This window comes from Turicibacter sanguinis, assembly GCF_013046825.1.
GTDB lineage: Bacteria > Bacillota_I > Bacilli_A > MOL361 > Turicibacteraceae > Turicibacter > Turicibacter sanguinis.
The window spans coordinates 1,508,772-1,532,997 of the sequence record NZ_CP053187.1; the positions used below are offsets into that span (position 1 = coordinate 1,508,772).

General features: G+C 32.7%; 25 protein-coding genes and 1 riboswitch. Of the genes, 20 read left to right on the forward strand and 5 right to left on the reverse strand.

All coding sequences use genetic code 11. The features are described from left to right. The first annotated feature begins 409 nt into the window (after positions 1–409). Positions 410–1,006 carry an HD domain-containing protein gene (locus HLK68_RS07335; protein WP_006784848.1) on the forward strand — a complete coding sequence of 199 codons (597 nt, stop codon included), beginning with the start codon at positions 410–412 and terminating at the stop codon, positions 1,004–1,006. A gap of 19 nt (positions 1,007–1,025) precedes the next feature. Here the strand turns inward: HLK68_RS07335 and HLK68_RS07340 are convergent, their stop codons facing one another. Then, complete coding sequence (locus HLK68_RS07340) at positions 1,026–1,481, reverse strand: threonine/serine exporter family protein (protein ID WP_006784849.1); 456 nt, start codon at positions 1,479–1,481, stop codon at positions 1,026–1,028. A gap of 10 nt (positions 1,482–1,491) precedes the next feature. After that, positions 1,492–2,247 (reverse strand): threonine/serine exporter family protein, encoded by a 756-nt coding sequence (locus HLK68_RS07345; protein WP_006784850.1) that lies wholly within the window; start codon positions 2,245–2,247, stop codon positions 1,492–1,494. Positions 2,248–2,408: 161 nt separating this feature from the next. Between HLK68_RS07345 and HLK68_RS07350 the strand changes: the two genes are divergently transcribed. The 5 genes from HLK68_RS07350 (at position 2,409) to HLK68_RS07370 (ending at position 6,203) form a co-directional block, all read left to right on the forward strand. Then, positions 2,409–2,876 carry a MarR family winged helix-turn-helix transcriptional regulator gene (locus tag HLK68_RS07350; RefSeq protein WP_006784851.1) on the forward strand — a complete coding sequence of 156 codons (468 nt, stop codon included), beginning with the start codon at positions 2,409–2,411 and terminating at the stop codon, positions 2,874–2,876. A gap of 2 nt (positions 2,877–2,878) precedes the next feature. Further along, positions 2,879–4,255, forward strand: coding sequence for an MATE family efflux transporter (locus HLK68_RS07355; protein ID WP_055164550.1), 1,377 nt, complete (start codon positions 2,879–2,881; stop codon positions 4,253–4,255). Positions 4,256–4,563: 308 nt separating this feature from the next. Continuing rightward, positions 4,564–4,764: a cold-shock protein gene (locus HLK68_RS07360; RefSeq protein WP_006784853.1), complete on the forward strand. Its 201-nt coding sequence runs from the start codon at positions 4,564–4,566 to the stop codon at positions 4,762–4,764. Between the two features lie 144 nt (positions 4,765–4,908). Next, positions 4,909–5,373, forward strand: coding sequence for a nucleoside deaminase (locus HLK68_RS07365; protein WP_009606302.1), 465 nt, complete (start codon positions 4,909–4,911; stop codon positions 5,371–5,373). Between the two features lie 23 nt (positions 5,374–5,396). Beyond that, entirely contained in the window at positions 5,397–6,203 is an 807-nt protein-coding gene (locus HLK68_RS07370) for a sugar phosphate isomerase/epimerase family protein (RefSeq protein WP_006784855.1), read from the forward strand. 35 nt (positions 6,204–6,238) lie between these two features. On the opposite strand, the gene HLK68_RS07375 is transcribed toward HLK68_RS07370, so the two are convergent. Next, a complete protein-coding gene (locus HLK68_RS07375) occupies positions 6,239–6,490 on the reverse strand; it encodes a hypothetical protein (RefSeq protein WP_009607157.1) in 252 nt (83 codons plus the stop codon). A 250-nt stretch (positions 6,491–6,740) separates the two neighbouring features. On the opposite strand from HLK68_RS07375, the gene HLK68_RS07380 reads away from it, so the two are divergent. From HLK68_RS07380 to HLK68_RS07430, 11 genes are all read left to right on the forward strand, one after another. After that, a complete protein-coding gene (locus HLK68_RS07380) occupies positions 6,741–7,982 on the forward strand; it encodes a helix-turn-helix domain-containing protein (protein WP_006783640.1) in 1,242 nt (413 codons plus the stop codon). 402 nt (positions 7,983–8,384) lie between these two features. After that, positions 8,385–9,296: a ribonuclease Z gene (locus tag HLK68_RS07385; RefSeq protein WP_006783639.1), complete on the forward strand. Its 912-nt coding sequence runs from the start codon at positions 8,385–8,387 to the stop codon at positions 9,294–9,296. 86 nt (positions 9,297–9,382) lie between these two features. Next, a complete protein-coding gene (locus HLK68_RS07390; RefSeq protein WP_006783638.1) occupies positions 9,383–9,760 on the forward strand; it encodes a VOC family protein in 378 nt (125 codons plus the stop codon). A 71-nt stretch (positions 9,761–9,831) separates the two neighbouring features. Then, a riboswitch (cyclic di-GMP riboswitch) is annotated at positions 9,832–9,915 on the reverse strand. Positions 9,916–10,267: 352 nt separating this feature from the next. Next, positions 10,268–11,512 (forward strand): Gfo/Idh/MocA family oxidoreductase, encoded by a 1,245-nt coding sequence (locus tag HLK68_RS07395; protein ID WP_006783637.1) that lies wholly within the window; start codon positions 10,268–10,270, stop codon positions 11,510–11,512. Positions 11,513–11,577: 65 nt separating this feature from the next. Beyond that, entirely contained in the window at positions 11,578–12,180 is a 603-nt protein-coding gene (locus HLK68_RS07400; protein ID WP_006783636.1) for a hypothetical protein, read from the forward strand. A 449-nt stretch (positions 12,181–12,629) separates the two neighbouring features. Then, positions 12,630–14,861, forward strand: coding sequence for an alpha-galactosidase (locus HLK68_RS07405; protein WP_006783635.1), 2,232 nt, complete (start codon positions 12,630–12,632; stop codon positions 14,859–14,861). A 124-nt stretch (positions 14,862–14,985) separates the two neighbouring features. Next, positions 14,986–16,317: an FAD-binding oxidoreductase gene (locus tag HLK68_RS07410; protein ID WP_006783634.1), complete on the forward strand. Its 1,332-nt coding sequence runs from the start codon at positions 14,986–14,988 to the stop codon at positions 16,315–16,317. A gap of 527 nt (positions 16,318–16,844) precedes the next feature. After that, positions 16,845–18,203 carry an MATE family efflux transporter gene (locus HLK68_RS07415; protein ID WP_006783633.1) on the forward strand — a complete coding sequence of 453 codons (1,359 nt, stop codon included), beginning with the start codon at positions 16,845–16,847 and terminating at the stop codon, positions 18,201–18,203. Between the two features lie 186 nt (positions 18,204–18,389). Beyond that, entirely contained in the window at positions 18,390–18,770 is a 381-nt protein-coding gene (locus HLK68_RS07420; protein WP_006783632.1) for a desulfoferrodoxin family protein, read from the forward strand. 129 nt (positions 18,771–18,899) lie between these two features. Next, entirely contained in the window at positions 18,900–19,355 is a 456-nt protein-coding gene (locus tag HLK68_RS07425) for an RpiB/LacA/LacB family sugar-phosphate isomerase (RefSeq protein WP_006783631.1), read from the forward strand. Positions 19,356–19,597: 242 nt separating this feature from the next. After that, on the forward strand, positions 19,598–20,389 hold the full coding sequence (locus tag HLK68_RS07430; RefSeq protein ID WP_006783630.1) for an aminoglycoside N(3)-acetyltransferase: 792 nt from the start codon (positions 19,598–19,600) through the stop codon (positions 20,387–20,389). A gap of 38 nt (positions 20,390–20,427) precedes the next feature. Here the strand turns inward: HLK68_RS07430 and HLK68_RS07435 are convergent, their stop codons facing one another. Further along, the gene (locus tag HLK68_RS07435; RefSeq protein ID WP_055164544.1) at positions 20,428–20,973 is read right to left on the reverse strand and encodes a 5-formyltetrahydrofolate cyclo-ligase; all 546 of its coding nucleotides are present in this window, start codon (positions 20,971–20,973) and stop codon (positions 20,428–20,430) included. 404 nt (positions 20,974–21,377) lie between these two features. Here HLK68_RS07435 and HLK68_RS07440 point away from each other — a divergent pair, with 404 nt between their 5' ends. After that, positions 21,378–21,584, forward strand: coding sequence for a hypothetical protein (locus tag HLK68_RS07440; protein ID WP_006783733.1), 207 nt, complete (start codon positions 21,378–21,380; stop codon positions 21,582–21,584). Between the two features lie 45 nt (positions 21,585–21,629). Here HLK68_RS07440 and HLK68_RS07445 read toward each other — a convergent pair whose 3' ends face one another. Further along, positions 21,630–22,340, reverse strand: a complete 711-nt coding sequence (locus HLK68_RS07445) for a helix-turn-helix transcriptional regulator (protein WP_006783734.1) — start codon at positions 22,338–22,340, stop codon at positions 21,630–21,632. Positions 22,341–22,500: 160 nt separating this feature from the next. Between HLK68_RS07445 and HLK68_RS07450 the strand changes: the two genes are divergently transcribed. Further along, a complete protein-coding gene (locus tag HLK68_RS07450) occupies positions 22,501–23,250 on the forward strand; it encodes a nucleotide-binding protein (protein ID WP_006783735.1) in 750 nt (249 codons plus the stop codon). Between the two features lie 25 nt (positions 23,251–23,275). Next, positions 23,276–24,226: a helical backbone metal receptor gene (locus tag HLK68_RS07455; RefSeq protein WP_006783736.1), complete on the forward strand. Its 951-nt coding sequence runs from the start codon at positions 23,276–23,278 to the stop codon at positions 24,224–24,226.

Sequence of the window (24,226 nt, forward strand, 5' to 3'; positions counted from 1 at the left end):
AAGAGATAGTTCGCCTGTAGAACTATCTCTTTTGATATAGTTTTTTTATACTAGTGTGAACGACATATCTGAACTTATATATAGTGTTTATCATTTTTTACTTCTGTGATTTTATCTTCAAGAATTTGAGCCAGTATAGCTTCTTTATGCATAGTATATCTGTCTCTAGCAATAGGTGAAACTTTAATTAACATAATAAATAGGTCAAGAAGGAAGAATACAATTATATTAAAAGTTAAAAAGTGTTTTTCATTATTACTTCTCTAGGATAAACCTTAATTATAGTTGCATTATATTAATTAGAATATAAGAATGTCATTTTTATATCTTACAAAAAGGCCGCGGTTCTGTAAGAGAGGACCAATTTATGTTATACTTTTTAAAAGTATTGAGAAGGAGGATATTTTTTATGACGTCAAATCGCTTTAAGAAGCAGTTAGATTTTTTAATTGAAATTGATAAAGTTAAAAATATTTTACGTATGACATCCATTGCAGATGGAAGCCGTCGTGAAAATGATGCTGAGCATTCATGGTCACTTGCAATGATGGCCTTATTATTTCACGAATATATGCCTCACACAGATATTTTGAAGGTAATTAAGATGGTTCTAATTCACGATTTAGTTGAAATCTATGCAGGAGATACATTTGCATTTGATGAAACTGGGTATGAGGATAAGGAAGAAAGAGAACAGTTATCTGCAGATAAAATTTTTGGAATTTTAGAATCAGACCAAGGTCAAGAGTTACGTCGTTTATGGGATGAATTTGAGGCTTGTGAAACAGAGGAAGCACAGTATGCTGCCATGCTTGATCGTTTACATCCTTTTATTATGAATTATCTTCATGAAGGTGGGACCTGGAAGGTGCACCAAATTACAGATGAGCAAGTTTATAAACGTAATCAGATTACATTAGATAAAGGCCCACAAGAGTTTATTGATTTTATTCATGAAGTTGTCACTGACTTTGTTGAAAAAGGTTATATTAAGTCAACCAAATAAAAAATGATGCCATGCGGCATCATTTTTTATTTAATTTTAATTTATGATTATTTTCGATTTTTTTCCACAGATAAACGAGTGATGAAACCAGGAGGATTCCGAATGCTAAAGATCCTGCAATAGCAAAGGTATGAATAAAGGTTGATAAAAATTCTTGTGTATTTCCTTGTATGAAATGTTCCATGGTGTAGTAAATTCCACTTCCGGGGACAAGTGGGATTAAGGCTGCAATTAAAAAGATGGTAACAGGTACTTTGTGAACACGTGCCATAATTTCTGAATAAAGAGAAAGGACAACAGTTGCCGCGAAGTATTGAATTAAGTCATTTTGATAGACGGCTGCTAATTCGAAGGTAAGCCAGGCAAGGGCTCCGCCGATAGAGGCATAAAAAATCATTTTTCCGCGAATGTTGAAAATAATACAAAATCCAATGCAGGCTAAAAAGGAATAAAGACAAGGGAGAATAATAGACATAGGATACCTCCTAAAAAATATTAGACATTGATAAGGCAATTCCGGTTCCGATAGCGATTGAAGTTGCGGTTAGAATAGCTTCCGTCATTTTTGTTTGACCGGCAATAAAGTCTCCAGCAATAACATCGCGTACTGAGTTGGTTAAGGCAACCCCAGGTACGAGGTTCATGACTAAACCAATAATCATTTTATCAATATTTTGTGCAAAGTTAAGTTCGTAAGATACGACGGCTAAAAAGGCTGCAACCATACTACAAATAATTGTAATAAAAAAAGGATTCGTTCGGAATCGATCCATTAATTCTGAAATAATTTTAATAATAGGGCCAATCAAAAGCGCGCATAATGCATCGTAAACTGTTCCACCAAAGAATAAAGTAAAAGTTGAAGACGTTAGAGCATAAGCAAAAAGTTGCATCTTGAATCCAAACTTTGGTCTTGCTTGAATTTGTTCTAATTCCTCTTTAACTTCTTTTAAATCAGGTGTCGTTTGACAGGTATATCTTGCAAGATTATTTAAGCGTTCAACTTTATCTAAGTTCGTTGAACGTTGATGAATTCGTCTTGTTTTTGTTATGTTGCAGTTTCCTACTGTATTAATGGTTACGATTATAGTGGTTGGAACTGCGTAGACATCTACTTCTTTCACACCATAAGCCAAGGCCATTCGTTGAATTGATTCTTCAACCCTGTATATTTCAGCTCCATTTTCAAGAAGCATCTGTCCCAGTCGAGTTGTTATATTTAATAACTCATTATAATCCATTATTACCACCTCGTGGATAGTATAACATATATTTATCGCTCTTAAAATCCAACAAAATCTCCTAAATGAAGATAGTCTATTTAATTATAGAAATTTCAAAATAAAGTTATATAATATATATATGTTACATACATATATATATTCGAAAGTGAGGGACAGAATTGGAAGAGAAACAAGAGAAGTTAATTAGTGATGTTATTGATATGTTATTTGAAGCTAAAAAGACAATTGATTACTTACCAATTTTACCTGCTAAAATTCGTAAAAGTCATCTTCAAGTTTTGCAAATGGTCTCAAAGGTACATCAAGTGAAAGGAGAAGTTAAAGTAACGGATATTAGTAAAGGATTAAAAATTACATCACCGAATATTACAAAACTTTTAAATGAACTAGAACAACTAAACATGGTACAAAAAAAACACTCATCAATTGATCGACGAGTTGTTTTGATTGAGTTAACAAAACATGGAGAAGAGACCTTAAATCGTTGTGTTAAAAATTATCATACTAGATTGTTAGCTGTAATTGAAGGAATTGGATATGAAAATTGTGAACTTGCGGTTGAAACCATCCAAAAATTATCAATTGAGATGAAGAAAATTTCAGAAGGCTATGAAAAGGGAGAGTAGAAATGAGTAAAAAAGTTTTAGTAATGAACAATCCGATGGAAGAGAGTAGGGCATTTCCATTGATTATGAAATATTCAACTCCTGCTATTATTGCTTTATTAATTAGTGCAATCTACAACATTGTAGATCGAATGTTTGTTGGAAATTATGTAGGGGATATTGGGTTAGCGGCATTATCTATTTGTTTCCCTATTACTTTTATTGTAATGGGATTTGCTCTTTTAGTCAGTGCTGGAGGTGGAACTTTATTTGCTTTAAACCTAGGTGAAAAAGATATAGAGAATTCAAATCGAGCATTTGCAAACTCGTTTTTATACATTATTGGATTAGAGTTAGTAGTAACACTTGTTTTATGGATAGTAGGCGATTCCTTTTTAAAGGTTTTAGGAGCAAGTGAGGTTGTTTTACCGGTTGCTAAACAATACTATTTTATAATGCTAGTAGGAAGTGTATTTCAAGGATTAACCTTTGTTTTTAATGATTTTACACGTGTGTCAGGAAAAGTAAATCTTGCATTGATTATTTCAGCTAGTGGAGCCATTGTAAATATTGTGCTTGATGCTTGGTTTATTATAGGACTCGGATGGGGTGTAGAAGGGGCGGCACTTGCGACTGTTTTAGGACAAGTTGTTTCTGCGTTAATCGGATTTTACATTGTGTTTGGTGGTCATACTGTTATAAAAATAAAGAAAGATTATTTCAAAATTCAACTATCTATTATTCAAAAAATTTCAAAATTAGGTGTCTCATTGTTTATTGCTCAAATTGCGTTTGGATTTATTAGTTTAATCTATAATGTTTACTTAGGAAAATACGGTGGAGATCTTGCGATTTCTGTGTATGCTATTATTTCAAGTATTATGACCTTTGTTATTATGCCGGCTAGTGGATTAAGTCAAGGATTACAACCTATTTTAGGTTATTGTTATGGTTCTAAAAACTATGAGCGAGTGATGGAGATGATGAAAGTTGGATGTTTCATTTCTACTGCCATAACAACAGTGATTTGGGCTTTAGTTCAACTTTTCCCTAGTCAATTAGTGTATTTATTTGGTGGTGCAAATAATCAAGACTTGATGGAGTTAGGAGTCACTGCTTTACGAATTAATTTTAGTTTCATCCCTATTGTAGGATTTGTTATGTTGTGTATTACTTTTTTCCAAGCGATTGGGCATGCCAGACCTTCAATTTTATTGACCTTAATTCGTCAAGTGCTAGCTTTAGTACCTTTTATTATAGGATTACCGATGTTAATAGGTGTTAAGGGCATTTTCTTTGCGCAACCAGCAAGTGATTTAATTACATTATTAGTTTCCATTTGGTTATTAAAGAAATTCTTTAACCAGTTACGTCAAATGTCTCAAGAATCTTTAGGCTAATAAAAAAAGAGGAATCACTTAATTTTAAGTGATTCCTCTTTTGGGAAAAATCAGAATAAAAGGGGAAAAAATCACATTTTATCATAAAATGTCGTTTTTTTGAATATATGTCGAACAAAAAAATAAAAAAATATACATAAAAAATAGATTTCGTTTGCCTAATTTATTTGAGCGTGATATAATGAAGACAACTTAATAGTCCTTTTTTATAAATTTGAACAAGTTTTTGTGGTGTTACGCTGCTTTAATTGAATGAAAATTTTTAAATATGGCTTTAAGCGAATTGTTATTATTAGGAGGTAGTTCTCATGACTACAGGTACAGTTAAATGGTTTAACGCAGAAAAAGGATTCGGATTCATCACTGTTGATGGAGGGAACGATGTATTCGCTCACTTCTCAGCAATCACTGGAGAAGGATTCAAAACTTTAGAAGAAGGTCAAAAAGTTTCATTCGAAATCGTTGAAGGAAACCGTGGACCTCAAGCAGCTAACATCGTTAAATTATAATTTTAACAATAAGCTAAAAAACTGTGGATAGTTTCTATTCACAGTTTTTTTTATGTTTTTTTTGAAACAATTAGTCTATTTTTATAATAAAGTGGATATATATTATAGTGGAGTCTTAATTTCATTTATAAAAAGGTGATGAAGATGGAAAAATATATGAAAATGGCAATTGAAGAAGCAGAAAATGGCGTGAAGTGTAAACATGGGGGACCATTTGGTGCAGTGATTGTGAAAGATAATCAAGTGATTGCGAAAGCTCATAATACTGTCGTAAAAGAAAATGATCCAACTTGTCATGCTGAAATAAATGCAATTCGATTAGCTTCACGAACACTAAATACATTTAAATTAAACGATTGTTTATTGTTTACCTCTTCTGAGCCTTGTCCAATGTGTTTATCTGCTATATTATGGGCTGGAATTGAAACGGTCTATTATGGCTGTACGGTTGAAGATGCAAATAAAATAGGATTTGCAGATGAGTTCATTTATGATTATTTAAAAGGAAAACAAAACACCAATATTTTAAAATTAAAGCCGCTATTAAGAGAAAATGCATTAGATATTTTTAAGATGTGGGATAAGCAAGAGGATAAAATTCCTTATTGATTAATCGAAAGGGGGGGAGTTTAATGAGAGGAATCAAATATGGAATGCCACAGTTATTAGAATTAAAAGACATTGAAGAAAATATTCAATTTTGTGAGAAAATAGGATTAAATTTTATAGAATTAAATGCAAATTTACCAATCTGTCAACCTGATCGGATTAATGTTCGATATCTTAATCGATTAAAAATGCAATATGGGGTTGAATTTACCATTCATTTACCAGAAGAGTTGGATTTAGGCCATTTCAATCGAAGAGAGAGAGAGGCCTATTTGAAGATTATTGAAGAATCGATTGGAATTGCGGATCGGTTGGGAATTAAAATTTTAAATTTACATATGAATCCAGGAATTCATTTCACAATGCCTGAACAAACGGTAGAATTATATGAAACTTATAAACAAGATTATTTAGAGAATATTAAATCATGTAAAGAAGCAATTAATTTATTTTTAGGTGGAACAGGTGTAATGATTGCAATTGAAAATACGGGGATTTTTGATCGTCCTCATATTCGAGAAGCCGTTGAAATATTACTTCAAAGCGATCGATTTTGTTTAACGTGGGATGTTGGGCATGATTATTGTCATAAGGATTGTGATCATGAATTTATTTTAAAACATATCGATCGGGTGAAACACATTCATATGCATGATGCTAAAGGAACTCATGATCATTTACCATTGTTTAGTGGAGAGATTGATTTAGATGAAGTATTCAATTTAGTAAAAGGTAATAACCCAATGATTTTACTTGAAGTTAAAACAAAAGAAGCATTAATCCATTCAGTTGCAAAACTTAAAGAAAAAATTTGGATAAATAGCAATTAATAAAAAACTATCTCAAGAATTCTTGAGATAGTTTTTTATTGAGAATATTCGGAATCAAAAAATTCAATTTTAGCTTCAAGAATTGTTTCAAGTTTAGAAATAGCTTGATGCATGGATGTTAAACAGGCTTCAACATCTTGCAAATCATTTGCTGTTATCCCCTGATTATTAATAATTGTATCTAATTTGGTGGCCTGTGATTGAATGATTTGAGATAAAGATGTTTCTTCTAAAGCGATGGATGCAATTAAATTATTAATGGCTTGATCATAGCTAGAGGATGTCATCTGTACTCACACCTCCATAGGAATAAATATAATAAAAATTCTTTATAATACATTGTATGATAAAGTTTATCTTTTGCGATTAAATACGATAGATTCTCTGATTATTAAAAAAAATTTTCCTGTTTTATCTCAATTTTGACATTATATTTAGCAAAATAGGAAATTTAATGTATTGTTTTGAGTAGATATGGTATCTTTATAGGTAGAAAAAATAAAAAATAATGAAAAAACTAGTTTAGGAGTGAAGTAGTTGTTTTATACAGTTGGAGAAAAAATACGTCAAGTTCGACAACAATTTCATTTAAAACAGGGGACTTTTCAACATTTTGGGATTACTCAACATTATTTAAGTATGATTGAAACAAATAAGCGGCAACCTCCAGAAAAAACGTTAATTGATATATATGATGCCTTAGTTACATTAACAGAAGGTGAAATGCGGTCATTATATACATTGGATGAATTTTTAAAAACCCCAGAGGAGCAAGCACGTGAATTTTTTGAACAACGTTTAACAATAGATACGATTGTTGACCAATATGATGAATTGATGAGTGTGGCTAAGCAGTATAATTTAACAAGCTATATGATTCAGTTGGATAAATTATTAGGGCAGTATTATTTCATGAGGAATGATGGTCAAGAAGCCGTTAAACATTTTCAAATAGCCATTGATCGAGCCATTAAAGAAGATATTAATCCCTATCATTTATATCAACAATTTGGAATTATGTTGAGAAAGTTAGGACGATATGTAGAGTCTATTTCAAAACTTTCAATAGCCATTGGATACGCAAAAACTGAAGAACAAATTAAAGAGATTGATGTATTGTTAATCCTTACTTATTATCAAATGGGACAGCATCAGTTAGCATTAGAAATGATTAACCAATTAACTTCTAAAGCTAATATTTATCCTTCTAAGCATTATGTCAAGGCAATCCTTATTAAAGTAGAAATTTTACGAAATAATGGTCTGATATTAGAATCCCGAGATTATTTATTAGCTTTACTTGATGAGCCAGAGTATGAACCGTATTTAAAACATATTTATCATTCTTTAGGGTGGAATTACATAGCAAACCACGAGTATTCAAAAGCATTAGAAATATTAAAAAAAGCTTTTTCGTATCGTGAAAGTGATTTAGAAAAAGCCTTAACTCTTTTATTAATTGGTGCAGTATATTTTGAGATGGAGGAATATGAGGAAGCTCAATCATACTATACACAAATTAAGTCCACTATCTTATCCTCTTGGAGTACTAATTCTAAAAAAATGTGGTTTGATAAACAATTAGATTTATATTGGCGTACTAAACAAATGGACAAAGTAGTGTTACTACAACAAGAGTTAAAAGAGCTGGTTGAAACAGAAGCTCTTCCTGAAGATACTGTTAATCAAATAAAAAAGACATTTCTTAAACAGGTATCAACTCGTACTTCATTAAGTGAAGAAGAGTACTCACCTTTATATAATTTTTTAGTTTTCTGAAAATATCACAAGTTAGATGTGATATTTTTTTTCTGTATATATATCACTCGTTTATAGTATGATAATGATGTACAAAGGGTAATGTACATTGGGGAATTAATTAACTTCTGTTTTGCAATGGGAGCAATACAGAAGTAATGAAAATTTTTATTTTTTAGAAGGAGAGAGCTAAAAAATAAAAATTATAGAATAAATAGGGTAATGTCTTCTAATTTGTCATTTGAATTTTTATGAGAGTAACAATTCATTTGTTACAATGAACTGTATTAGAGGAAAAACTGCTTTAGCTTAGGTGGGAACTAAGTTAAAGCAGTTTTTTTGTATACAAATAGATTGATTTTATCATTTTAAATATATAAGTTTAGCTACATATATATAAACATTAAAAGGAGTGAAAAGGTTATGTTAGATGTTACACTATTAGGAACTGGGGGTGGGATGCCTTTGCCAGGGCGATATTTATCGGCAACGCTCATCACTTATAGAGGGAATAAAATTTTAATTGATTGTGGAGAAGGAACCCAGGTATCTATGAGAGAAATCAATAGTGGATTTAAAAGTATTGATATGATTTGTATTACGCATATTCATGGTGATCATATTATTGGGTTACCAGGGTTACTTGGAACGATTGGAAATAGTGGACGAGTTAACCCTCTTTTAATTTTAGGACCAGAGGGGATTAGCGAAGCTGTATCAGCAGCTCGCGTCATCGCAAAGTATTTGCCGTATGAAATAAACGTGATTGAGAATCCACAACAGGAAATTGAGCTGTATAAAGGAGAGATAGTCATTAAAACGTTAGAGCTTGATCATTCCTCACCCTGTATAGGATATCAACTATATGTTAAACGACGTCCAAAATTTGATTTAGAAAAAGCTCTATCTAATAAGGTTCCAAAGGATATTTGGAATCAATTACAAAAATCAGATGAGCCCATATTTTATGAGGAGAGAGAATATTATCCGCATCTTGTTCTTGGTGAAGTTCGCAAGGGGATTAAAGTTAGTTTAGTGACAGACACTCGTCCGATTTTAGAGATTATTCCTTTTATCGAAGGTAGTGATTTATTTATTTGTGAGGGAACTTATGCATTTGATGAAGAAATCGAAAAAGCGATTAAAAATAAACATATGACCTTCAAAGAGGCGGCGACATTAGCTAAAAAGGGGAATGTTAAGTCGCTACTGTTAACACATTTTGGGGCAGCATTATTAACACCTGAGGAATATGCTTCAAATGCAAGAAATGTTTTTGAATCAACAGTCATAGGGAGAGATCACTTATCAGTTAATTTGAATTTTTCGGAATGACTAGATATACTTAGAAAAAAAGGCCATATATTTGGGCAAAGTAGTGGGGATATGATAGAATAGGTTAGACCAAAGGAGGGATACACATGATTAACTATATTAGTAAAGTAACGATTTATGTTCAAAATCAAGATGAAGCGATGGCCTTTTGGACTGAAAAAATGGGATTTGATTGTGATATTAAACCAATGGGACCTGGTTTTAAATGGGTAGAAGTAAAACCCCAAACAGATAGCCTAACATCATTTGTTATTTATGAAAAAGCACTAATGAAATCTCAAAATCCACAAACAAATGTTGAACATCCATCAATTATTTTAAGCACACAAGATATTCAGGTTACCTATGAAGAAATGAAGGAAAAAGGAATTAAGGTTGATGATTTAAAAATCATGCCTTATGGAAAAATGTTTACCTTCTATGACCAAGACGAAAATCGTTATATGATTAGAGAAGATAAATAAAAAGAAGTTGACTCAGGTTAAATAACCTGAGTTTTTTTGTTTTCTCAAAATGGCCGAAAAAAAACCGGCTCATTTTAAAAAGCCGGTTGTACCAATATCTCGATATATTCCAGGTACCCATATACAGAATATATTTCATCGATTCTTAGGCAGAATTATAACATATTCCTCATATGTTGACAAATTTTTTATGAAATTAAATTTAAAGACATAAATGTAGGATTTTAGATAAGCTTTTCATAATTAGAAAAGTTTTATTTCCTCTATATTAAAAGATAGAAACTATTTTATGTTTTATACAGTACGAGATAGTCTGTAATGATAGGCACGTGAATATATATAAGTAGTGATAAGTTTTTCATAGTTGGAAAACTTTTATCAGGACTATGGTAGGCGTTACTAAAAATAAGGTTTATTTATGAAGGTTGATTTTTAAAAATGTGAAAAATGTTTCGATAGAATGATAAAGAATATAGATGATATTTTTAAAAAAAGAGGGAGAGAGTTATGATTAAGGTTGCAGTGATTGGTGCGGGTCAAAGAGGAAAAGATACGTATGCAGATTATGTTTTAAAAGGAATGGAAGGGGTTGAAGTAGTCGGGGTAGCAGAACCGATTAGGGAGCGACGAGAGTATATGAAGAATCATCATCATCTAAGAGATGAGTTTCTCTTCGAGTCTTGGGAGCAGTTACTAGCGATTGATAAATTTTGTGACGCGGTGCTTATTTGTACGAATGATGACATGCATTATGAACCTGCTAAATTAGCGCTCGAAAAAGGATACCATATCCTACTCGAAAAACCGATGACTAATACACTCGAGGAGGTGGATAAGCTTGAGAATTTAGCTATAAATTATCCAAACCAAGTGTTTATGGTTTGTCATGTTTTACGATATACACCGTTTTTTAGCACGATTAAACGTTTAATTGATGAAGGGGCAATCGGAAAGATTGCATCGATTCAGCATAATGAGAATATTGGTTATTATCATATGGCGCATAGTTTTGTGCGTGGGAATTGGCGTAATTCAGTGGAAACGAGCCCTATTATTTTAGCGAAGAGCTGTCACGATTTCGATATTTTAAATTTCTTGGTGGGGGCAAAATGTATAAAGATTGCATCGTTTGGAAACCTTCAGCATTTTAAGAAGGAGTGTATGCCACTAAAGGCATCATCACGTTGTATTGATTGCCTAATTGAATCAGATTGTCCTTATTCAGCTTTAAAATTATATCCACAAAATATTGGAAAATGGCCAACATCTGTGATTACTGAAAATCAAACAGAAGAAGGGGTCAAAGAAGCTTTAGCACATGGACCTTACGGACGTTGCGTTTATTGTTGTGATAATGATGTGATGGATCATCAGGTGACAATTTTAGAATTTGAAAATGGAGTTAGTGCAACATTTAATTTAAGCGCCTTTACGCATGAGGTAACGAGAACAATTAAAATCATGGGTTCTAAAGGAGAAATTCGAGGGCACATGGGATTTAATCAAATTGAAGTTTATGATTTTTTAACGAAGCAAGTTGAGGTTATTGAGCCGAAAGATGATATTTCAGGACACAAGGGACATGGTGGTGGAGATTCAAGATTGTTACAAGATTTTGTTGACGCTGTTGAGGATTACTTAAATGGGAAAAAACATGAAGCTAAAACATCGGCATTAGTTTCACTAGAAAGTCATAGAATGGCTTTTGCAGCAGATGAGTCAAGATTGACTCAGCAAGTCATTTTACTTTAGTTTTTAAAATTGGAATATCTAAGAAGATAATGGTAATTATAATAATATTGTTAGGAGGTGGCCCAGTGGAAAATAAAGTTAGGACCGTGGCAGCAATCATTATTCCAGTGTTTTTATTTGTATTATTTACAGCTAGTTACCAAAGATATTTACCTCAAAAAAGTGTCGTAGAGTTACTTGATCACTATAAGTCTCTTCAATATGATAATGAAGATATCGCCATTCGTCTATCAACAACTTCTAGTGTCGAAACAGTCTTTTTAAATAAAGTACTACCAACGATGCACTATAAGGTGTTAGAAAGTAATGTTACGGATGATCAAGCAACGGTAAAAGTACAAATTAGTAATGTAAATTTAGATATGATGTTAGAAGATTATGAAGCGGGATTAGTAGAACAAACGATTAAACCTGTCATCGATGAAGAATTAACATCAGTTGGTTCTAAAATAGATGATTTTGAGATTAGTGTCTTAGTTAACTTAATCGATAATCCTGATATAAAAAAGCAGTATGTTACTCGTGAATTAGAACTAAATCTAACAAAAGTAGATGGCAATTGGGTTTTAGAGGATAATGATGAATTGTTTAAAGCCATGTTGGGATACGATTCGGATGAAATTTCACTACAACATTTAAATCGTGAGGTAAATTATTTAGCTCAGTAAAAAGGTAAGAACTATCTTAAAAAAGGTAGTTCTTTTATAGTGAAAAGATAGGTAAAAAAAACATCGAGTCGATACAGAGTGCATACAGTATAAATACAATTATTGGTTAGAGTAAATTGTTTGTCTTTATTCGATTTATATGAAATAATAAAAAAGTCTTATTCAAGACAACAAATTGAAATACTAAGATTAGTCCTTGCCAAGACTTTTTCAAATGTAATTTATCCCCCATTATCAGTACTTCAAAACTTTTTGTTTGAATACTAAAATAAAAAAAAGCGTGATCTCCCCTCTTAATGATCGCGCTTTTTTTTATTTTTAATAAATTTTACTTCATATAATACATTTAGCCATATATAACTAACATGATGACATTTAAAGTAAGCGTATTCTGTTTTATAATGAAGCCATATTTGAAACGCCAAACGTGTTAAAAGGGAGAGAGTAAAATGGCAATTTTATTTAATGAAGTAACAAAAGAATTTCATTTATATAATGATCATGTAAGTTATATTATAACAATTTTACAGAATAACCAATTAGGACAATTATATTATGGAAAAAGAATCCGTCATAATGACTCCTTTGCACATTTATTAGAAACGAGTAAACGTGCAATGGCAGCTTGTGTTTATGAAGGAAATCCATTTTTTACATTGGAACATTTTAAATTAGAGTACCCAACTTATGGAACAGGAGATTTTAAGTATCCAGCTTATGAAATTATGCAGGAAAACGGAAGTCATGTGACTAATTTTGAGTATGTATCACACAAAATCTATCGTGGTAAACCGGCGTTAATAGATTGTTTACCTGCCACTTATGTAGAAGATGAAGATGAGGCAAAAACACTAGAAATTACGTTAAAAGATGAAGTAATTAATACGGAGTTAGTTTTAACCTATACCATTTATGAAACACGCCCAGTCATTACACGTAATGCACGATTCAATCATTTAGGGGAAGAAAAAATTACGTTAACAAATGCCATGAGTGCTTGTGTGGATTTACCAGATTCAAATTATGAGATGATTGAATTAACAGGATCATGGTCACGTGAACGTCATGTTAAATCACGTCGTTTAGAGCATGGAATTCAAGCAATTTACAGCATGCGTGGAACAAGTAGCCATCAATATAACCCATTCCTTGCATTAAAACGTCCAAATGCTGATGAATTTTCTGGAGAAGTTTATGGATTTAGCTTTGTTTATAGTGGAAATTTCTTAGCGCAAGCTGAGGTTGACACATATGGTGTGACTCGTATCACAATGGGATTACATCCAAATCGTTTTAACTGGGTATTAAATCAAGGTGAAGTATTCCAAACACCAGAAGTAGTTATGGTTTATAGCCAAGATGGATTAAATGGAATGAGTCAAACTTATCATGAGTTATATCGTACTCGTTTAGCTCGTGGCTATTGGCGTGATCGTGTTCGTCCTGTTTTAATTAATAACTGGGAAGCAACTTACTTTGATTTTAATGAGGATAAAATTCTAAACATTGCCAAAACAGCAAAAGATTTAGGGGTAGAATTATTTGTTTTAGATGATGGATGGTTTGGTAATCGTGAAGATGATCACCGCGGGCTTGGTGATTGGTATGTGAAGAATCATGAAAAGCTTCCAAATGGGATTGAAGGATTAGCACAAAAAGTTGTGGACTTAGGGATCAAATTTGGATTATGGTTTGAACCAGAAATGGTGAATAAAGATTCAGATTTATATCGTGCTCATCCAGATTGGATTTTAGCAACACCGAATCGCGGATCATGTCATGGTCGTAATCAATATGTATTAGACTTCTCACGTTCTGAAGTTGTTGATTATATCTTTGATTTAATGGATAAAGTATTAGAAAAAACACCAATTTCTTATATTAAGTGGGATATGAATCGTAACATTACAGAATGTTTCTCTGCTACTGCAAAAGCAGAAGATCAAGGAAAAGTTATGCATAAATATATTTTAGGTGTTTATGATTTATATAACCGCTTAACTTCAAAGTATCCAGAAATCTTATTTGAATCTTGTGCAAGTGGTGGGGCACGTTTTGATCCAGGAATGTTATTCTATGCACCACAAACATGGACAAGTGATGATACAGATGCCATAGAGCGATTAAAAATTCAATACGGAACTTCAATGGTTTACCCAATTTGTAGTATGGGGTCTCACGTTTCTGCCATTCCGAATCATCAAACATTTAGACAGGTTCCACTTAGTACACGTGCAAATGTTGCTTATTTCGGAACATTTGGATATGAACTAGACCTAAATAAATTAACAGATGTAGAAAAAGAACAGGTCGCCGAGCAAATTGAATTCTTTAAAGAACACCGTGAAACCATGATGCATGGAACTTTCTATCGTTTACTAAGTCCATTTGAAAATGATATTACTTCCTGGATGATGGTTTCACCCGACCAAAAAACAGCATTAGTTGGATACTATCGTCCATTAACAACAGTAAATAACAGTTATTTACGTGTAAAATTACAAGGATTAAACGAAAACTTTAAGTATCATGTATCTATTAATGAAACAACTCATTACGGAGATGAGTTAATGAACTTAGGATTACTAACAAGTGATATTACACGTGGAGAAATTCTTGAAAAATATAATGGTGAAAATGGAGACTATGCATCACGTGTTTATGTATTAAAAGCTGAATAATAATAAAAAGTGTAAAGGGAAATTTCCTTTGCACTTTTTATTCGTATTGAAATGTCTTTCTTTTGAGAATACTTTTAAGGTATACTAATATGTTAATGAGTTTAGGAGATTGAAGGTGTGAAAAATGAACTTTAAAAAGTTAACAGGAAAAGTTATAACGAAAGATGATTTTGAATACGAAGAAAGTCGACAAGCTTGGAATCGAGCAATTCAAAAATATCCACAAGCTATTGTCTATTGTCAAAATGAAGAGGATGTTATGAATGCCTTAAAATTCTCAAAAGAAAATAAGATACCATTTCGTATTCGCTCAGGATCTCATCATTATGAAGGCTATTCAACAGGTAATGATCTTCTAGTCATTGATGTAAGTCATTTAAATAAAATAAAGTTGGATGAAGTCAATCAAATCGTTACCGTTGAAGGTGGAGTTCGAAATCGTGAATTATATGAAGCTGTTTGCGGTGCAGGATATCCATTTCCAGGTGGAGGGTGTCCAACGGTAGGTGTCGCTGGATTTACGCTTGGTGGAGGCTGGGGATATTCAAGCCGTTTATACGGTTTAGGATGTGATAGCTTAATTGAAGCTGAAGTCATTGATTATAAGGGAGACAAGCTAGTAGCCAATCATCAAATGAATCCTGATTTATATTGGGCTTTAAAAGGTGGTGGTAGTGGAAACTTTGGTGTTGTAACAAAGTTGACATATAAGTTACCAGAAAAAATGGCGATGTGTACATTGGTTAACATTGATTATCAACGCGTTAGTGTAGAAAAAGTGATTGAGGTGGCTAGCCGTTATCAACAATTTTTTAAAGACTTAGATCGTCGTTTAAACTTAAAAATGGCGATGTATAATTCTGAAACAAAGGGACAAGGTGTTAGATTAACGGGGATCTTTTATGGAACGAAAGAAGAAGCCGATGCATTGCTAAATCAATTTAATGATGGGACAGATTATGACTTAGATTATATGTCAGTGCTTGAAGCGAATCGTGCAGTCCAAGATTCTCATCCTGATTTTGAAAAGTATCGTTCAGGTGGACGATTTATTTATCGTCATTACACAGAGGTAGAATTAAAAGAGATGCTTCATTTAATTGAGGTACGTGCCGAAGGTTCATTATACACAGCGATTACGTTTTATGGAGTAGGTGGAGCCGTGTCTGATGTTAGTCCACAAGAAAGTGCATATTATTATCGCGATGCTATCTTTATTTTAGGATTCCAATCGGTCTGGGAAGAGTCGAAATATGCGCCAACTAACCGTCAGTGGGTAGAAGAACGATTTAAAATTTTATCGACTTATACAGAAGGATCCTTTATTAATTTCCCAATCGCCCAACAAAACTATGAAAAACAATACTATGGAGAAAATTTACCGAGATTAAAATTGGTAAAAGCTAAGTACGATCCAGATAATTTCTTTAATTTTGAACAAGGAATTAAATGGTAAGATGTTAAGGAGTGTTTCATAGAGATTCCGTTGTTTTTTGCTTAATATAGAGGCAGACAATGATAGAGGAGTGTCCCAGCGGTGGAAGAATAGATTGTCTAACGCCAATAGCTGGGGGCCACCCCAATAGTTGAGGAAACTTTTCCCCCAAAAAAAGTTGGGGTATAATTTTTTGTTTAATAGGGTAGCAAGCTACTATGAGGAATTGCCTGACTAGTAGAGGAAAGCTAAGTAGTGAGCCTTTAATTAATGGGAAGGCCGACAGCTATAAAGGAGTGCTCCAGCAGTAGAGGAATAGTTAATCGCTGGGGGGTCCCACCCCAAAAGTTGGGGTATAATTTTTTGTTTAATAGGGTGGCAAGCTATTATGAGGAATTGCCCTACTAGTGGAGGAAAGCTAAGTAGTGAGCCTTTGGCTCGCTACTTAGCGTAGGGAACCCATTGACATATTTCTAGACCACTGTTAAGATGTTATAGAATTTTGAAAAATTTTGGATATAGAGTATAAAAGAGGAGGAGAGAAAACGATGACGGATATGACGAAAGGGAGTCCAATTAAGTTAATTTTGGCATTTATGATTCCGATTTTAATCGGAAATTTATTTCAACAATTATACAGTATGGTGGATACAGCGATTGTTGGAAAGTTCGTGGGGGTTCAAGCCTTAGCAGCAGTTGGTGCAACAGGAGGATTAGTTTTTCTAATCTTAGGTTTTATTAATGGATTAACTCATGGTTTTTCAGTGATTATATCACAGCGATTTGGTTCTAATGATGAGGAAGGGGTAAAAAAGGCAACTGCAATGTCTATTTACCTGTCAGCTATCGCAACAGTCATTATCACCATTATTTGCATGATTTTTGCTAAGCCGTTATTACAAATTATGAATACGCCAGCTGATATTTTAGCTGATGCGAATACCTATGTAAGTATTATTTTTGGTGGAATTATTGCCACTATTTCTTATAACTTATTAGCGTCGGTTTTACGTGCATTTGGAGATAGTAAAACACCACTTTATTTTTTAATCATTGCTTCCATTACAAATATCGTATTAGACCTAGTTTTAATTATTAACTTTAATATGGGAGTAGCGGGAGCAGCTGCTGCAACGATTGCTTCTCAAGGATTATCAGCTTTTTTATGTTTCGTTTACATGAAGAAAAAATCGGATATCCTTACATTACAAAAGCACCACTTTAAATTGGATAGATTATTGGTTAAAGAACTTATGGCAGTTTCAATTCCAATGGCGTTACAATATTCAATTACAGCAGTTGGGGTTATGATTTTACAAGTGGCAATTAATAGTTTTGGATCAACAGTTGTTGGAGCCTTTACAGCGGCAACAAAAGTAGAGCAGTTAGTAATTCAACCATCTATTGCAATTGGAATGACGATGGCAACATTCTCAGCTCAAAATATCGGAGCGAGAGAGCTTGGACGTGTACGTCAAGGGGTTAAACAGGCTACAATTTTAACATTATGTGTAAATGTTGTGTCAGCTTTAATTGTTGTCTTCTTTGGAACTTACTTTGTTGGATTCTTTGTTGAAACAGAAGGAACTGAAGTTTTAACTTATTCACAACAATATTTAAATACAGTGGCAACCTTCTTCCCAATCTTAGGATTACTATTCTTATATCGTTTTACTTTACAAGGTCTTGGAAGCACAGTAGCACCTATGTTTGCGGGTGTAATGGAATTAATTATGCGTACGGGTGTTGCTTTTACGTTGCCGGGATTAATCGGATATGCGGGCGTTTGTTTAGCAAGTCCATTTGCTTGGGTAGGTGCAACAGTCTGGCTCTTATATTCATATTTTAGAGTTATGCCACGTCTAAAATCAGAATTTTGTGAATTAAAACCAGAATTGCAGTTATAAAAAAATCGAGAGTAATCACACTATAAGTGATTACTCTTTTTTATTTTTTAAAATGCATCATATAATATTAATAATAATTATTATTTATAAAAATTGAGTGCATTTTGGTTGTAGTTTTAAAGAGTCATCGTTATAATATAAATATAGTTAAAAAGAAAAATAAACCAATTAAATGGAGGAATAACAATGAAATTTTATATTTGTCCAACTTGTGGAAATGTCATTGAATTAATTGAAGATCATAAAGTTCCAGTAATGTGCTGCGGTAAAAAAATGGAAGAATTAGTACCTAACTCAACTGAAGCTGCTGTTGAAAAACACATGCCAGTTCCAACTGTTGAAAATGGGGTATTAAAAGTTTCTGTTGGTGAAGTAGAGCATCCAAGCATCGAAAAACACTGGATTCCATTCGTAGCTGTAAAAGCTTCGGATTTAGTAATGCGTCGTGAAATCAAAGCAACTGAAAAACCAGAAGCAATCTTCCCAATCGGAGATTTCAAAGGTGAAGTAGAAGTTTATGCTTGGTGTAACTTACACGGATTATGGAAAGCAACAATCACTTTATAATAATCGCGTAAATGAAAGAGTCGGATAGTCCGGCTCTTTTTTAGATTGAAAATTAGTATAAATTCCTTGAAATGGATAATTATAATCAAGATAGATGATTTAAAGTTTAGATATTTTGAGGTGATGTGGATGAAAATTGGAATGGCATGTGATCATGCAGGACATGATTTAAAAGAAGAAATTAAGAGATATTTAGAAAATGAAGGTCATGAAGTTGTAGATTTTGGAACAAATAGTCAGGAGGCGTGTGATTTACCTGATCACGTTTATCCAGCAGCTTTAGCTGTAAGTCATGAAGAAGTAGAGCGCGGAATCTTTGTCGATGGTGTTGGCTATGGAAGTGCAATGATTGCAAATAAAGTACCGGGGGTGTATGCGGCTGTATGCCAAGACCCCTTTTGTGCGAGCTTGGCTCGTTCTCATTCCGATACAAACGTTTTATGCTTGGGTGGAAAAATTATTGGTTCAGCAATTGCTCTCGAGATTGTCAAAACGTGGATGCATACGGATTATCTTTCAAGTGTTGAAAAATATGTTCAAAGGGTTGAGAAAGTTAAGAAGATTGATCAAATGCATAAAAAATAGTTAATTGTAAAAAAGCTTTTATTCTTTTTAAATGGAATAGGAGCTTTTTGTTTTTTATGGTACTTTTTTCTTGTGTGCGAATGCCCACTTTTCAAATGGTATAAAGTTTTATACAATGTAGGTAATAAGTTGGCAATGGGGTATTAGCTAGGCTTAGAACAGGAATGAATTAAGGATAGGCGTTATGTGGGAGCAAACTTATTCTTAATAAAGAGAATTAGAATAAATGGGAAGGGTTGAGCATGATGATATTAAAAGACATAGTAAGCAAAACAAATAAACCTGTTACTAAAAACGACCTAATTAAAGGGCTAAAAGAGTTAGGTGTAGAAAACACTGAGCTTTTAATGGTTTATAGTAATTTAAAAAGTTTCAATTTTATTATTGGTGGGGCACAAACAGTAATTGAAGCAATTTATGAGGTAACGGGATATCATACAACCGTTATTATGCCAAGTCATCGTCTCGACCAAGTGTGTCCGAGTTTTTTCGATTTAGATTTACCAACTAAGTGGCAAGATAAAATTAAAAAGAATACGCCGGCTTATGATGTTAATCTATCTCCAATTGAATCTGGTGAAATTGCTTGTACTTTTGCAATGAGCCAAAATGTTAGCCGAAGTGCACATCCTGTCGCTTCTTTTATTGCAACAGGACGTAAGGCTGAATGGTATTTAAATAATCATCGTCTAAATTCAATGTTAGGGGACGGTTCACCATTACAAAAGTTATATGCTCAAGATGCTAAAGTTTTATGTCTAGGGGTAGACTATGAAAATGTTACAGCATTGCATTTAGCTGAGTATTTTGCAAACTGCCGTGAAACAGTTAAACACGAAGCAGTTATCATGAAAAATGGGAAACGTACTTTAGTAGAATTTGAAGATTTAGCACTTGATTCAAGTTCTTTTAATGAATTAGGAGCTGCTTATGAAGAAGCAGTTGAAGTTAAAAAAGCAAGTATTGGTGGAGCTGTTTGTCGATTAATTGATTTTAGATCCTTAATTGATTTTGGAACGAATTATTTAAAATAATAAAAAGGTCACAGAAATTCATATCTGTGACCTTTTTATTATATAGTATGACTTTCCGTTAGGATGAAATTTGGCGCTATATCGTGAGCTTCTGCCTCGAAATAATCAATGATTTGGCAATCAAAAGCAAGAGCGATGGTCTCAAGATTAGGGTGATTTTTTAAATACCGGTCATAAAATCCTTTGCCGTATCCAATTCGATGCTTATGCTGATCAAAAACGACACCTGGCATAATCAATAATGCATGAGATGGTTCAATTAATACTTCGGTTTTAGGTTCAAGAATATTAAAAGCGCCTAAACTTAACTCACTAAAATCACGACACTCATAAAAATTCATCTCATCACCTTGAATTTTTGGAAGTCCAACTCGTTTATTAAGTGTCCAGGCTTTCTCAATTAACCGAATGGTTGAGACCTCACTTTTAATTGGCATGTAAACTAAAATTGTCTCAGCCGCTATAAATCGTTTATCAGTCATTAATCGCTGACAAATAAGTTCGCTTTTTTGGGTTCTTTCGCAATCTGAAAGAGCATCTCTTTTTTGTAAAATTTCCCGACGAATAATCACTTTATTCTTCATAAAATTCACCTCATTATTTTATCATATACGAAATCTTTATTTTTAGAAACAATCAGATCTCAAGCAGTTTCAAAAATCTGTATATTAGGTATGAATTTAATACTATATCCTAAATGATTAATACCCAGATATTAAAATTGAGTTTTAGTTATTTAAATGCGTTGATATCTTGATGAACGATAGTTTAGATAATCTTTTCTTCTATAGAAAATTAATCGGGACTTATATATTTTAGAGGGCAGATACGTATAATTAATTATGAGGTAAGGAGGCGATGGAACTTGGAGTATTTTGGATTTCTAGCTTTCGTTATAATACTTGTTTATAGTAGCTATCCAGCACGTGTTCAAATACTTGAAAAACGGATTAATAAACTCAAAAGAAATTTAGAGGGGGATCAAGTAATGTCAAAGATAATTCGTGATTTAGTTGGAAAACACTGCATCATGAGTTGTGAAGGAGCATTAGCCTTTGCAGGAAAAGTGAATTTTGAATGTGAAATAATTGATGTTGATGAAGAATGGATTAAGATAAGTTTCACAGATCAAAAGAAAAAATTAACGACAAAAATCATTAGAATTGAAAGCATTGATCATATTGATTTAATATAAAGTAAAAAAAGGCTTTTCTTAGAAAATATCTAAGAGAAGCCTTTTTTATTCATTTGAAACTTTTTGTCGATACTGTGCAGGAGTTAATCCTGTAAGTTTTTTAAATGTAGAACTATAGTAATTATGATTATTGAATCCGACTGCTAAGGCTACTTCTAAAATACTATATTGGTTATCTTTTAAATACTGTTTACTTTTTTCAATTCGTACACGATTCAAAAAATGTGAAAATGTCATGCCCGTCTCTGATTTGAAAATGGAACAAAAATAACTTTTATTAAGGTTTAAATACTGGCAAACCTCATCTAGTTTAATATCTTTTTCATAATATTTGTGAATAAAATAGATTCCTTCTTTAACAGAGGAATGAAATTGATGTTTTTCAAACAGGCGATGACGAACAATACTTTCAAATAATTTTCCGATTGATTTTAAACAGCAATGTGGTTTAAATGGAATATTGCTATTTATTAAATTTTCATCACTATGAAAGGGTCCTATTACGAATAATCCTTTTTGTTGTTTATATTGGTAAAGAGGAGAAAGAATGAAGTGAATTTTTTCACCTCGACAAATGTAAATTAATGATGAACTAGATGATTGATAGTCGTCAAAAAGATTAGAAGAATCTAATATCTTATTAAGATTTGGTGTCATTGCATGATTCAAAATCATTTTTTTTTGTTCATTAAAAAAAGAGATTGGAATGGTTAAACAATGATAAAAATCAGATAACACTTGTTGGATTTTATCCATATGATTTCCCCCAGAATAGTTAGTTTTCAAAAACAAATTAATATAGTTACAAAAATTCTATATATTGTTCAAGCAAGTTTTAATTGGCTACATTATAATAACTATTGATAATGATTATCAATTATGTTTTATATTATGCTACAAAATAAGGAGAAAAGCAATGAGAAAAATAGCTATTTACGGGAAAGGTGGAATTGGTAAGTCCACAACAACCTCTAATTTATCAGCTGCTTTATCAACACTCGGATACAAAGTCATGCAAATTGGATGTGATCCAAAAGCTGACTCAACAAAAAATTTAATGAATGGGAAATTTATTCCAACCGTTTTAGAGGTCATGAATCAAAAGGGAGATGACACAAAACTTGAAGATATTGTCTTTGAAGGTTATAACGGTGTTTTGTGTGTTGAAGCAGGGGGACCAACTCCTGGAGTTGGGTGTGCAGGCAGAGGAATTATTGCCGCTTTTGAGAAACTTGAAGAATTAAAAGCATTCGAATTTTATCAACCTGATATCGTAATTTATGACGTTTTAGGTGATGTTGTTTGCGGTGGATTTTCAATGCCTATTCGCAACGGATATGCAGAAGAAGTTTATATTGTAACATCAGGAGAAATGATGTCGATGTATGCTGCTAGTAATATATCAACAGCGATCAATCAATTTAAAAATCGAGGCTATGCTAGATTAAAAGGCTTAATTCTCAACGCTAAAAATGTTGAAAATGAAGTTGAATTAGTTGAAAAATTAGCAACAGAAATCGATAGTCAGATTTTCCATTACATCCCACGTGATAAAGATGTACAACTATCAGAAAATGATGGGAAAACAGTTATTGAAAAGATTAAAGAGAGTCAAATGGCGAATGTGTATTTAGAATTAGCAACTAAATTAACACAGGCTATTTAAATATCAAAATATCGGAGGAAGAGTTATGAAATTTAAACATTTATTATCAATGATCTTAGTATCAACAACATTATTAGTCGGATGTCAATCATCAAAAGGAACAGAAGTAGAAGAGCAAATACCAGTTGTGGATGAGACATCATCAAGTACAAAACAAGAGGAAGAAACAACAGATGTTGAAAAAGAAGTAGAAGAAATCAAAGTTGTTGCAGCAACTGTATCGGCAACACAAGTGTTAGCAGAATTAAATGCAGAAGTTTTAGGAGTACCAGCAACATCACAAACATTACCTGATGGATATCAAGATTTACCGCAAGTTGGACAAGCAATGAATCCAGACTTAGAAATTGTTGCATCATTAAACCCTGATTTATTTATCATGGATGCTAGCTTTAAATCAAGTGTAGAGGAAAGTTTAACTGAGTATGGATTGAATACCTTCTTCTTTGAAACAGGAACATACACTGCGTTTTTAAATAGTATTAAAGAATTGGGGAATGCGATTAATCGTCAAGATGAAGCAACAACTTTATTGAATCAATTAAAACAAGCTGAGGAAGTTGCTTTAGCAAATAAAACAGAACAAGCCCCAACAGTTGCGATCATCTTTGGTGCTGGTGACAACTTCATGTTAGCAACAGAAAGTTCTTATTTAGGAGACCTTGCAAAAACATTAGGTGCGATTAATATTGCATCAGAGATTGATACAAACATTGAATCAGCATATATCCAATTCAGTTTAGAACAAATTTTAGCACAAAATCCTGATTATGTTTTACGCTTTGCCCACGGAAATATCGAAGAAACATCTAAAATGTTCGATGAAGCATTTGATAAAAATGAAGCTTATCAACAATTAGATGCGGTTGCAGATGGGAAAGTTTATGATTTAGATTCAACTATCTTCAATGTTTCAGCAAATTTAAAAGTAACAGAAGCAATCACAAAACTTGGAGAAATCTTATACGGTAACTAA